8 protein-coding genes are annotated in these 12,399 nt (G+C 44.8%); 4 read left to right on the forward strand and 4 right to left on the reverse strand.

Annotation, left to right across the window (positions count from 1 at the left end):
• The first annotated feature begins 524 nt into the window (after positions 1-524).
• The 3 genes from DEV76_RS00385 (at position 525) to DEV76_RS25800 (ending at position 2,554) form a co-directional block, all read left to right on the forward strand.
• Complete coding sequence (locus tag DEV76_RS00385) at positions 525-1,472, forward strand: AraC family transcriptional regulator (protein ID WP_109693985.1); 948 nt, start codon at positions 525-527, stop codon at positions 1,470-1,472.
• 195 nt (positions 1,473-1,667) lie between these two features.
• Positions 1,668-2,114 carry a MauE/DoxX family redox-associated membrane protein gene (locus tag DEV76_RS00390; protein ID WP_109693987.1) on the forward strand — a complete coding sequence of 149 codons (447 nt, stop codon included), beginning with the start codon at positions 1,668-1,670 and terminating at the stop codon, positions 2,112-2,114.
• A gap of 167 nt (positions 2,115-2,281) precedes the next feature.
• Positions 2,282-2,554: a hypothetical protein gene (locus DEV76_RS25800; RefSeq protein WP_157962637.1), complete on the forward strand. Its 273-nt coding sequence runs from the start codon at positions 2,282-2,284 to the stop codon at positions 2,552-2,554.
• Positions 2,555-2,557: 3 nt separating this feature from the next.
• On the opposite strand, the gene DEV76_RS00395 is transcribed toward DEV76_RS25800, so the two are convergent.
• The 4 genes from DEV76_RS00395 to DEV76_RS00415 all read right to left on the reverse strand — a co-directional run bounded on the left by DEV76_RS00395 (position 2,558) and on the right by DEV76_RS00415 (position 9,899).
• Positions 2,558-3,946 carry a RagB/SusD family nutrient uptake outer membrane protein gene (locus DEV76_RS00395; protein ID WP_109693989.1) on the reverse strand — a complete coding sequence of 463 codons (1,389 nt, stop codon included), beginning with the start codon at positions 3,944-3,946 and terminating at the stop codon, positions 2,558-2,560.
• A 3-nt stretch (positions 3,947-3,949) separates the two neighbouring features.
• A complete protein-coding gene (locus DEV76_RS00400; RefSeq protein ID WP_109693991.1) occupies positions 3,950-7,513 on the reverse strand; it encodes a SusC/RagA family TonB-linked outer membrane protein in 3,564 nt (1,187 codons plus the stop codon).
• 203 nt (positions 7,514-7,716) lie between these two features.
• The gene (locus DEV76_RS00405; RefSeq protein ID WP_109693993.1) at positions 7,717-8,253 is read right to left on the reverse strand and encodes a sigma-70 family RNA polymerase sigma factor; all 537 of its coding nucleotides are present in this window, start codon (positions 8,251-8,253) and stop codon (positions 7,717-7,719) included.
• Positions 8,254-8,750: 497 nt separating this feature from the next.
• Positions 8,751-9,899 carry a FecR family protein gene (locus DEV76_RS00415; protein WP_109693997.1) on the reverse strand — a complete coding sequence of 383 codons (1,149 nt, stop codon included), beginning with the start codon at positions 9,897-9,899 and terminating at the stop codon, positions 8,751-8,753.
• Positions 9,900-10,063: 164 nt separating this feature from the next.
• Between DEV76_RS00415 and DEV76_RS00420 the strand changes: the two genes are divergently transcribed.
• Positions 10,064-12,346 (forward strand): GH92 family glycosyl hydrolase, encoded by a 2,283-nt coding sequence (locus DEV76_RS00420; RefSeq protein WP_109693999.1) that lies wholly within the window; start codon positions 10,064-10,066, stop codon positions 12,344-12,346.
• Positions 12,347-12,399 lie beyond the last annotated feature (53 nt).

Genomic DNA, 12,399 nt, shown 5'->3' on the forward strand with positions numbered 1-12,399 from the left:
CGCCATCAAAAAAAAGGGCATCCTTTTGGGATGCCCGTGTATGGCTGCTTTTTGCGATTTTAATGGTTGGCTTAGTTTACGGAAGGGGCTGTTTGCCCGTCCGTACAATATAGAGTAGCAACTAAAGCCGGCGTACGGCTGATAAAGGGTTTTCTGCATTGAACGGATAGCGGTTACAAGATAAGGCGTCATACACGCGGCTGCCATACCTGATTTGGAAAACTGAAATGCGGATGACAGAGCACCGGATGCCAAAAGCATCTGCATCCGGCATAAATGAATAAACCTCCTGCAAAGCCCTGTCAATCCGCTACTTTTTGATTAGACCACTGAGAGAAAGGCCTTCCGGATGGTTAAATTACCTCTCCGGAGCTGACGAACCAATGACATACTGATTAGCATCGCTACACAACATTTTACACTGCGGTATTGTTTCAGTAGAACCAATACGTACAGGCGCTCCGAAATCGTGATATTGCTGCACAACACCGCGTAATCTTTCCATTACCTAAATCAGCACTTCCATGCCAATGAAAACATCCGCAGGCATCCTGCAGGGGGCCAACTATGATTTTACCATGCAGATTCCCCGTAGTTACCAACAGAGTCTTATTCACGAAGCCATTGCCAATTATAACAGCAATTCCGGCGGCGACATTCTCACCCAGTACTTTTCCGACCAGTACTTACAAGCATGGTTATACGAATCCAATCAACAGGAGTCGCAGGAGCTTTCGATTCAACTGGCATCCTCCGCCATCGTAGCCCTCTTTAACTTTGATGGGAACACCGTACTGCATACACGCCGGCAGGAACAACTGGAGATCGGGCAGGATAGTTATTACTTATTATCCCTGCAGCCTAACATCCATACTCTGGAACTACCTGCAGGGAGGCACCGGTTCCTCTTCCTCTTCCTTTCGCCGGCCATACAATCACTTGTTAATGAAGAATCCATTCCGGCTCCTTTTTGCCAGCCCCCTTCCGGCCGATTAACAATTAGCAGCAGGGATCAGCTGATGGGGCTTTACCAGCGTGAGCTGGACGGGTATATCTGGCGTGTGAAGCGCCAGGTCTTGTTACTTGATATTTTTTTCCGGACCTTAAGCGAAGCAGGTGTGCAATACCGGCGTGAAGACATGGCTGTTTACCATCGCGATTACCAAACGCTTAACATGGTAAAAACCTACATCGCCGAAAACATCGACAAAAAACTTTCCATTCAACACCTGGCTAAGCGCTTCGGAATACAGCCTACACAGCTTCGGCGCGGATATTACAAATTATTTCATCAGCATTTGTGTGACTACGTCCGCGATCTGCGGCTCGATAAGGCTCGCAAACTATTAACAAATACAGGCATACCCGTTCAGGAAATTGCATGGGAAGTAGGGTACGAATCAGCAGCAGGGTTCTCGCGTGTATTTGCACATTACTATCAGCATCCCCCTATGGATATACGGCGGATTTAATAATAGCATGTTGAAAAAATTGCAAAGAATTATATCAATTTGGTGGTTGGAAAATAAAATTAGTAGAGTAGATTTACAGTAGTAGCATGAACGACATGAGCAGAGCACAACAGGCAGCACGTTCCATGCGGGGTTAAAAGTAATATGTCTACACTTAGAGAAACTAGCATCTTAACCGTAGTAAAGCGCGTATCTATGAAGCACAAGAGGTTGCTTGAAGGATTGATATTTTTCCTGTTTATTTTTTGGATTTACGCCGCCGTAATAAAATTGGCGGACATTAGCATGTGGAGGTTTCAATTAAGGGAGCAGCCATTTTCAGATACATTGACTGACCCATTGGCCTTCGGGCTTCCTGCCCTGGAGTTTGTAATTGCGGCCTTACTGATTTCGAAAAAGACATTGAAACTGGGGGTGTATGCCAGCGCTTTGCTGCTAATAGTATTCTCGGGATACATCGGCCTCATCCAGCTAAACTTCTTTAATCACATACCCTGCAGCTGTGCAGGCATTATCAAATCTTTCGGCTGGACGGAACATTTAATCTTCAACATTGCTATACTTACACTCACTATTATAGCCATCTTTCAAATTAAAAGACCGCAAAGTGATTTAGCTACTCTTGGAGTACAGTTATCGTAAGTCTACACACACCATCTCTCCTGTACAAGTTTTTGCCAACAATCCTCTCCCTACATTATTGATTCAACTACTCTTAACCGCGTTAGTGGGTAGGTCATCTACGTCTTGTTATCACTCACAGTTATTTTTTCACTTACGTATTGTTTCACAAACAAAAACCATTAACTATGAAAAAGCTCAAAATTAGCTTAATTGCCATCGCATTGATCATCGGGGGAGTTCAGGCGTATGGAGGGATGAGGTTTACGACTTACTATTGCGCACCACTTACGCCAACTACAAGCAACTATTTTACTGTTGCATCTTCTTCGCCAGGTTTCGCTTGCGGAGGTGGCACACTTCTGCCGTATGTATGTACGTTTTCTACAAATGGCTCATTTACTCCCGGCCAAGTAGTTGCAAGTTCAGTTTGTACGACACTTACATCCTACGAAGATTAATCATCATCTTTCGTTTTGTTCCAAACCAGCTAACTGTATTTCGCTCTGCGGAAATGGATAAACATACTTCGGGTCATTGGGAGGCAAAACTTTCACCTCACCAGTAATTTTCCTTCTTATAATAGTGGCAAGCCTAGGATCCAGATTATTTCTCCTTAGGTCTTGCCACCTTATATTTCCTGTAAATGGAAATTCTTTTCTTCGCTCTTGCAACACTTTTTGCAAAACCTCAAAAGAGTCATTAGAATCAAAATCTATGTAAGTACCAGTTTTATATCTGGATCGCAAAACAATATTCAAATCTCTTATTGCGATTGATAGGTCATTTAATCGAGCATTACATTCAGCGCGAATATAAAATGCTTCACTTGTTGTTAAACCTGCAAAATTACTAGCGACACCAGTGTAACTCCCTTTAAATTTAATTGTTACAGAATCAAATTCCTTATAGAAATAGATTTTCCTCAGATCATTTTGATTATATGACCGATACAACATCGTATCAACTAAGCCTGAAGTAATTAAATCGCTTGGATATACTGTTTGATATAAATTACCTTGTGCATAAAATATTAACTCAGCATTCTCATTTTTGAAATCCGGAAACCGAAATGGCAAAGCGAGCTCAGGAACGCTATTAAAATCGATTAGTTCACTACTTATATTCAGCGCAGCATCAGCGTACTTCCTTGCATTCTCGTAATCTGCCATATTCAAATAAACTCGAGCTAATAAGATGAGTGCCGCAGTCTTCGAAGGTTGCGTTTTTACTGTTTTTGTATTTGACAAAAGCTCAACAGCCTTGTGGGCGTCAGAAAGGATTAACTTATATGTCTCTAATACTGAAGAACGCTGCACAATTCCATTTACATCTGAATTAACTCTTAGACATAGTCCTTTATCAACTGCGGCAGTTGTTTGATTATACTGTTTGCAAAAAATACTTGCCAATTCAAAGTAAAAAATCGATCTAAAAAAAGATGCTTGTCCCTTTATTGAATTATACTCAGAAAAATTACCAGAATTTACTTCTATAGTCTCAATACCTTCTAATACTACATTTACATAATTTATAGCTTGATAGGAGAATGAATAATCCAAAGATATTCTACCTTCAAAAATATCCTTATTCCATAAATATGCATTTCTATCAATTACAGGAAGGTTAGGAACTGATCTTTCATTCACATAAATATTATCACTCCCGATCTGACTAATTATCGGCATGGTTAAATTCAGAATAGAAGTATTATTTAATAGCGACTGATAATCTTTCAAGGTTTCAATTGTAATATCCTTTTTGAACTTAGGTGTATTAAGCCAATCAGTAGCCTTCTTACAACCAAATCCACTAATTACGATTAAGCAAAACAATAACAACACCTGACGCATAGTTTATAGTTTTAAGTTTGCCCCAATTGAAATTAATAATGGTTGCGGAAAGAAACCAGCATTGAGATTAGCGTGCGTTACATCAGGATCAAGCCTTAACTTATTTGCCCGCCACAAAATGCCGAGATTGCTTGCAAAGCAAAATATATCATACTTTCTAAAAAGTCCCTTTTCTTTCTCTGGCGACTGATAACTTAACCTTACATCCTGCAATCGAATATGATCACCTCGCTGTACTAATACTTCTGATCTTTGGTAAAACTGGTTTCTGGCCTCGTTTGAAGGATATACTAAAGAAGGAACATGAGTACTAAGCTCATCACCAGGTGCCCGCCATCTATCCTGATAATCTACATTCATACTTTTGTTAAGAATATCTGCATAGCCCAATTCTATGCTAGATCTTCTGAAGTAGTAATTTAATTTATATGAAATGCTAATTGAAAGATTGAAGTTCTTATAATTGAAATCATTCTTTAAAACGCCAAACCATTTGGGGAACGCCGAACCATGATAAACCAAACTGTCTGGGCTAGAATTATTAAGTATTCGGGCATAATCTTTACTTACCTGACCATTTAAGTAACCTTGGGGATCTCCATTCTTAGGATCTAAACCAGCCCATTTATAACTAAAGATTCCTTTGAGTGAACTTCCCTTCACAAATACTACTTCAAAGAATGGATCATTCAATATAATATTTTGCCGACTTGGAGGCAGTTCATATACTGTTAATTTGTCGGTTATGTACGTAACGTTCAATCGGCTATACCACTGAATCTTTTTAATTTTCCACATTCCATTTATTGTCGCTTCCAAGCCCTTAGCCTTCATTTCTGCAGAATTTAAAAATGCACCCGTATATCCGGTTTGCGGTGCTAAGGCTATTCTTTGTACTAGATCTGTTGTATTCTTCGAAAAAACATCAATAGAACCTGATAAGCGCTGCTTAAACATTGTGAAGTCTACACCAACATTCAACATATTTACTTTCTCCCAACTCAGATCTTCATTTGCAGGGTTACCAATTAAACTGCTTGGCAATCCAGTTAACGGATCAACCCCACGAGTGGCAGTCAGGTATGCAGAACTATTGTTGATATTACCATTTTCACCAATTGAGCTTCGTAGCCTAAGGGTATTCACAATTTCAGAATGGAAGAACTCCTCCTTATCAATATGCCATCCTGCTCCTACAGACCAAAATGGGCGCATACTTTCATTTGTCCTAGCCCCGAACATGTTGGTTCCATCTTTTCTACCTATAACCGTCAAATCATATTTCCGGAGGAAATTGTAGTTAATGATAACAAAAGCAGACAAATACCTGTTTAACATTCCATCATTTTCCCCTGCAAGATTGATTCGCTCTCTCAATGTTGCATTTCCAGAAGGAGTAATCGGAAAAATCTGACTCGGATTTAAATTAGTTACAGGTATCCCTTTTGCATTGTCGTAACCAACGCTTTCTCTGTCAAATCCTGTAGCCGACATCTCCCTGATTTCACCTCCCAAGACTGCGTTAATAATATGAGAATTATATTGCCTTTGAAAGTTAGTGCTGATCCTAAAACTATTGGCACGCCAATCATAGTCACCTATTGCCATCATGCCTCCCAGTGGCAAGGCCCGGTTAATCGTCTTAGTAGTCTGATTATAGACCGTGTATGTATTTATAAGATTCCTGGCATAATATGAATCTGCGTCCCAATACTTTTGATTAAAAATCATCTGGCGCTCATTCTGATAGTTCATTTCCACATTAAAGTATCGTAAGAAGGAATATTTCACGGTGGCTCTTAACAACAGATTTTGTAACGAGAAGTTATTGTGAACATTGTAAATCTCATCATATGGTCTGTATTTCCAATCCAGAAAACCCAGTTTACTCAGGCTATCGGTATAACTTCCACGGAGATTTTGATCTATACTGGACTTGTTGCCTGATTCATCGAAAAATGAAGCATATGGGTACATAAACTTGTACTTCCCTCCAATCATCTGCATCCTTTTGGGATTTATTTCATTTCCTGCATCAATCTTCTGCTGACTGAAATTGAGAAGCGTGGTTATTTCCAAATTCTTTACCGGTTTGAATTGGTTTGAAGAAATCAGTGTTGTTCGTTCAGTCCGGTTACGTACCATGCTTGACTGGTTCCTGTCGTGCCCAAGTGAGACGTAATATGTAAAATCCTTCGTTCCACCTCTTATGCCTATCGAATACTGTTGACTAAGTGCTTTCCGATATGAATACCTCCCAATATCGGATCGTAAATCATTCTTCTTCAACCTGTCCAGTAAATTATCTACCTGAATTTGACTTAGCTCCCCCTTATCCTGCCGATCCAGTATTTCAACAACAGGCGAAATCATTGGAAAGGTAGAAGTATTGGATAAATCGGAGGTAAAATAACCCTGGTTATATAATATGCGTTCCACTTCAATGTAATCAGAAGCGCTCATGTAATTGCGGTCATAGGAGAGACGCGGTTTCATAGATAATGAAAAGCTGGTCGTAAAATCAACTTTCATCTTTTCCTTATATTCCCCCTTCTTACTCGTTAATACAATCACACCATTGCCGCTTCTGGCCCCCCAAACACCGGCAGCGGTCGCATCTTTAAGGATTGTTACATTAGAGATATCGTTCGGGTTTATGTTCCTGATATCGCCTTCATAGGGGAAATTGTCTAATACTATCAGCGGGTTGGGATTTACTTTATTAGGGGAAATTGTACTGAAGCCCCTAAGATATACGCCCATATCTGCTCCATCTGGCAATCTTGATACATATTGAGCCATTTCAGGCGTACGTAAAAAGATAAGCCCACTTGCTCCACCCTCGAGTCTGTCAAGGATATTAAAGCTGGTGGAGCGGTTAATAAATCCACTATCAATGACTGAAACCGCTCCGGGCGTCTGTTTCTTCTTCAGCACCTGGTAGCCGGTATTCCCAGTAACCTCTACGGGATCTATCATTGAAACTGCCGGTTCCAGAACAAAGTGAACCTTCCGCTCCCCGTCTAGCCGGTACTGCCGGCTGAGGAATCCGATGGAATTAACGACTAATGTCGATTTCGGTGCAACCCGTTCGATCTTGAATCGTCCGTTTCCATCACTAACACCGCCCTTATGTTCCCCTCTCACAATTACGGTAACACCGGGCAGGGGGCTGCCCTCCTTATCGGTGATCATCCCAAGAACGGTGATGGGTTCATCTTCCTTCCTGCGCTCGGGGTTCTTGCTTTCGAACAGGATGATATCGCCGCTGGAGAACATCCAGTCTACCGGATAATCCCCCAATACCTTATCCATCACTTCGCGGATGGGGGTATTACGGAAGTGGACCGTGAGTTTTTTCTTTAAATCAACGATGGAATGTTCGCGGTTAACGTAGATGCGTGTTTGCGAATGTATCAGGTCAAATATTTCCTCAATGGTGTACGTACCTGATAAGGTAAAAGTGATCTCTTTAGAAGGCTTATCCTGGGCGTAGGCGGGGCCTGCCATTGTCAGGAACATGGTAACTAAAAGTGTGTAGGCCAGAATCGCTGCAAATTTCCCCATACGGATTACATTACAAAATTTGGTTGTTTTGTACTTCTTTCGTTCTGGGAGCAGACTCCGGGGTACTTCACATGGAGATGGGCCATGGGGAATCCGGGGATTGTTTCATAAAATAAATAAAAATCCTATTTACAAAAATAGGATTTTCGCTTTTGTCTAAGCATGCTTGTGTTGTGTAGTCGATAGAACCCGCCATCGGGATGTTATCTCAGATTTTTTAACCGGTCGCGCAGGTTCTTCAGCGCGATTTTAATGTGGCTCTTCACTGTTTCGGGTTTCAGGTCCATTTCATGAGCCACCTGGAGGTGAGGCTTACCCTGCAGGTATGTTTTGGTGAAAGCCAGCCTCCGCTGTTCCGGCAAAGCCTGCACTGCATCACTCATTTTATCCCGGGAATCCCAGGCTTCCAGCTTTTCGCCCGGCTCGTACCGGGGTGCAGTTTCTATGAAACGTGCCATCTTACGATCGTCTGTCTGGATTTTGCGTTGCGTGCTGAGGCAGTTGTTCCGTACTGCGCGAAAAATATATGCCCGGTATTTTTCAGGTTCCACTTTGCTGAGATGGTTGCCTGACCAAATCGCCACAAAGGTATCCTGCACTACATCTTCCGCCTCCCACATATCCTTCAGGACAGCATATGCTTCCACGATCAACCCTTTACGGTGTTGCTCGAACAATTCCCGGATCAATTGATCCTTCGCCCCTGGATTGTTGTCTGACTTTAGATGTTCTTCCGGCATATTAGCGCAATCAACGTTTAATGAAGTGTTAAATATCACCCGCCTAATCCCCGAACAATCGAATCTCCGGAAAGTTTGCAGATGGCTGTTTCATATGCTTAAACGGAAATCTTCTTCACTGAAGTTAGTGAAAAATTGTAATGCAATAAAAGCGAAAATGTTAATCTCGCGTTAAGGACTTACTGGTCATGTCATGCATGCACCCCCGTAAAAACAAATATAATGGTTAACTCAGGGATTACACAAACAAGTTAAAGGATATGCTCACTGTTCTTGACGATCTCCAAACGGTAACCTATCCGGGAAAGTAATTCACTGGACTCATCCAGTAAATCCAACAGTTCCTCCCGCAGATTCGGGCCGTTTTCCCCCGCCCGGTGAACGAAATCATCCCAGCTTAGGTTGTCGGTCAAGAATATGACTTGCAATCTGTTCGTCAAATATGAATTTTCCATAATGAAAAAATTAATATATGGTCCTGATTTGCCTGAAATACTTTAGAAAATATGCAGCTCTTTACCTTCGATCCGGTAGTGCAGGCCTTTCGTTACCCGCAAAATCTCCATGAAATCCTCCACCGGCTTATTTTTATCGAGCTTTACGTCGAATTTATAGGCTGCCAGCTCCGGTTTGTCTACTACCAGCTCCAACGAGTACCAACGCTGTATAGCTTTCGCAATCGTCTGGAAATCAGCCGCTTTAAAATAATACACCCCCTGCATCCAGGAGAGTTTATCCTTTTGCTCGAACCGGCTCACTTCCATAGGCTTATTCGTCCGCCATACCGCTTCCTGCCCGGGCTTCAATATAGCCGTCCCCCCCTTGCCTGCTGCACGAACACTGCCACTTACCAGCGATGTGGCCACCACTCCTTCTTCATAGGTATTCACGTTAAAGCTGGTACCCAATACTTTGATCTCACCCTGGGGCGTATGAACTATAAAAGGCTTACCGGCATCGGTAGTAACATTAAAATAAGCCTCCCCGCTTACTTCCACTTCCCGGCTGTTACCGGTAAAAGTGAATGGGAACCTGAGAGAGGTCCGGGAGTTCAGCCATACCTCGGTACCGTCTGACAGCACCAGCCTGCAATCCAGCCGCGGTGGCACCTCCAGCTGATTCCAGCCGTCGGCCTGCCCGGTAGGGTCTTCATACCGCAGGGATTTATCGCTTTCCATATGCAGGCTTACCCGCGATATGAGCCGGGATGTATTAGGTGTAAGTACGATCCGGTCGCCACTACCCACTTTAAGGGTAACCTGGTCGGAGGTAAACTCCGGCTGCAGGCGGGCCATTTCCCGGATCTCAGGCTGCGGATGATGAACGTAACGGGTATAAATAACCGCTCCTGCCATTAATATAATGGACGCAGCCGCCACATAACGGAAAACCCGGATCGTCCGGGAGGAACGTTCCGCGCTTTGCATAGCCTGGGCAGCCAGCTCGTCCCACCGTTTATTGGTCGGGCGCTCTTTGAGCAGCTCCAGCATCTCTGGTGAGTTGTACAGCTCTTCCAGCTCTTCACACATCTTCCTGATCTGTGGATCAGCCATTGCAGCTTCCAGCTCGGCATTCTCACTTTCGGTGGTAGCTTCTGCCAGTTTCTGCAGGTACAACTGCCGTATATGATCTAAATTTTCTGCCATAAACTAAGAGGTGTTATATTAAAGATGGAATTTCCTACCCCGCAGGGGGTATCCCTCCAAAAATAAATTCAACCGGTAATCTAACAAATCATATCCAATCAACCGCTACCTAACAAGGCTAAAACGATTTATCTTTACTTAGATTAATCAATTCCTCCTTACACATGCGTTTACTCTCCACCAGCTTCACTTTGCTGGCCCCCGTCCTGCTGTTTGCACAGGACCCGGCCAGCTACGTCAGGCCCATTATCGGGACCGCCAAAATGGGGCACACCTACCCTGGCGCCACCGTCCCGTTCGGCATGGTCCAGCTTAGTCCGGACACAGACACCATTCCGTATGAAATGAACGGGAAGTACAATCCCGATGTTTACCGCTACTGTGCCGGATACCAGTATGCCGACCCTACCATCACCGGGTTCAGCCACACCCACTTCAGCGGTACCGGGCATTCCGACCTGGGCGACTTCCTGCTCATGCCCGCCAACGGCCCTGTACAGCTCAATCCCGGAACGGCCAGCCACCCTGAAACCGGTTACCGCTCCCCGTTTTCTCACCAGAACGAAACCGCAGAGCCGGGTTATTACAAGGTATTGCTAGATGAAAGCCGCATCACCGCAGAGCTCACCGCCACCAACCGCACGGGTATGCACCGGTACACTTTCACCTCCGGCAACAACCCCCACATTGTTTTCGACCTCATGGCGAACCTGTACAACTACGCAAACAAGAATGTATGGACGTTTGTACGGGTTGAAAACGACACCCTGGTTACCGGGTACCGTCAAACCTCAGGTTGGGGCCGCACCCGCACCCTTTATTTTGCCATGGCTTTTTCGAAACCCATCCGCAGTTATGGCCACCAGAATCTGGCAAGCGACGTGTACCGCGGCTTCTGGCGTAAATTCAACCAAACGGAGAATTTCCCCGAAATGGCCGGCCGTCAGATCAGGGCCTGGTTCGGCTTCGAAGCAAAGGCCGGAGAAAACGTAACCGTTAAATTCGCCCTCTCCCCTGTCAGCACCGAAGGCGCCTTAGGCAACCTCCGTGCAGAAAACCCCGGATGGGATTTCGATGCCGTGCGCCAACAGGGCCGCGAAGCATGGAACCGGGAGCTCTCTAAAGTAAAAGTGGACATGCAGCAGCCGGGTGACCTTATCAACTTCTACACGGCTCTTTACCACACCTACCTCGGCCCCACCACCTATGCCGATGCAGACGGCTCCTACCGCGGAATCGATCAGAATAACCACAGTGCCAGCGGGTGGACCAACTACAGCACTTTCTCCCTCTGGGATACCTACCGTGCCTTGCACCCCCTGTTCAACATCCTTCAGCCGGCCCGGAATGCCGACATGGTACGCTCGATGCTGGAACATTATAACCAAAGTGTGCACAAAATGTTGCCGGTATGGAGCCATCAGGGTAACGAAAACTGGTGCATGATCGGCTACCACAGCGTTTCGGTGATTGCAGACGCCATTATGAAAGGCAACATCAGCGGGTACGATGCCATGCAGGCCCTCGAGGCATGTGCAAACACTGCCCGTTACAAACCGTACGACGGTCTCGGGTATTATATGGAACTGGGATATGTGCCGGAAGACAAAAACGGTTCTTCCGTTTCCAAAACACTCGAATATGCCTACGACGACTGGTGCATTGCACAGGTAGCCAAAAAACTCGGCCGTAACGATCTCTATACGGAGTTCTCCAAACGCGCCGAAAACTACCGTAATGTATACGATGCAACTACCGGCTTTATGCGCCCACGCCTGAGCGACGGCTCCTTCCGGAAAGATTTTGATGTACTGAGCACCCATGGCCAGGGCTATATCGAAGGCAATGCCTGGAACTACAGTTTGTATGTACCACATGCCCCGGAAGCTATGATCAGCATGATGGGCGGGAAGAAACAGTTCACCGGCCACCTCGATTCCCTGTTCACCATGCACCTCCCCGATGCGTTTTTTGCAGAAACGGAAGATATCACCCGCGAAGGCATTATCGGCAACTATGTTCATGGCAACGAGCCTGCCCACCATGCTGCATACCTCTATAACTGGACGGATGCTCCCTGGAAAACCCAGGAAAGGGTGCGCATGATCATTGAAAAAATGTACAAACCCACTCCGGACGGTCTTGGTGGCAACGACGACTGCGGACAGATGAGTGCCTGGTACCTCTTCACCGCCCTTGGCTTCTACCCCGTTTGCCCCGGCGCTACTGAATATGCATTGGGCAGCCCCGCTGTTGTATCAGCAGCAATAAAGCTGGAGAATGGCCAGACGTTTACAGTAAAAACGGTGAACCAAAGCCCGAAAAATGTTTATGTACAGAAAGCAGTGCTGAACGGCCGTGAGATAAGCCGCTTCATTCAGCACAGTGATATCATGAACGGTGGTACGCTCGTATTCCACATGAGTGCAAAGCCTGCAAAGCGGTAGGCAAAAAAAAAACATCCCGGAGAACCGGGATGCGAAATTTACAGTGAACAATG

Source organism: Chitinophaga deserti (genome assembly GCF_003149455.1).
GTDB classification, from domain to species: Bacteria; Bacteroidota; Bacteroidia; order Chitinophagales; family Chitinophagaceae; genus Chitinophaga; species Chitinophaga deserti.

What these genes read in the sequence shown, in the direction of transcription:
- DEV76_RS00415 (WP_109693997.1), bottom strand. Translation starts at nt 9,899, where the DNA reads ATGGCAGAAAATTTAGATCATATACGGCAGTTGTACCTGCAGAAACTG.
- DEV76_RS00390 (WP_109693987.1), top strand. Translation starts at nt 1,668, where the DNA reads ATGAAGCACAAGAGGTTGCTTGAAGGATTGATATTTTTCCTGTTTATT.
- DEV76_RS25800 (WP_157962637.1), top strand. Translation starts at nt 2,282, where the DNA reads ATGAAAAAGCTCAAAATTAGCTTAATTGCCATCGCATTGATCATCGGG.
- DEV76_RS00400 (WP_109693991.1), bottom strand. Translation starts at nt 7,513, where the DNA reads ATGGGGAAATTTGCAGCGATTCTGGCCTACACACTTTTAGTTACCATG.
- DEV76_RS00405 (WP_109693993.1), bottom strand. Translation starts at nt 8,253, where the DNA reads ATGCCGGAAGAACATCTAAAGTCAGACAACAATCCAGGGGCGAAGGAT.
- DEV76_RS00420 (WP_109693999.1), top strand. Translation starts at nt 10,064, where the DNA reads ATGCGTTTACTCTCCACCAGCTTCACTTTGCTGGCCCCCGTCCTGCTG.
- DEV76_RS00395 (WP_109693989.1), bottom strand. Translation starts at nt 3,946, where the DNA reads ATGCGTCAGGTGTTGTTATTGTTTTGCTTAATCGTAATTAGTGGATTT.
- DEV76_RS00385 (WP_109693985.1), top strand. Translation starts at nt 525, where the DNA reads ATGCCAATGAAAACATCCGCAGGCATCCTGCAGGGGGCCAACTATGAT.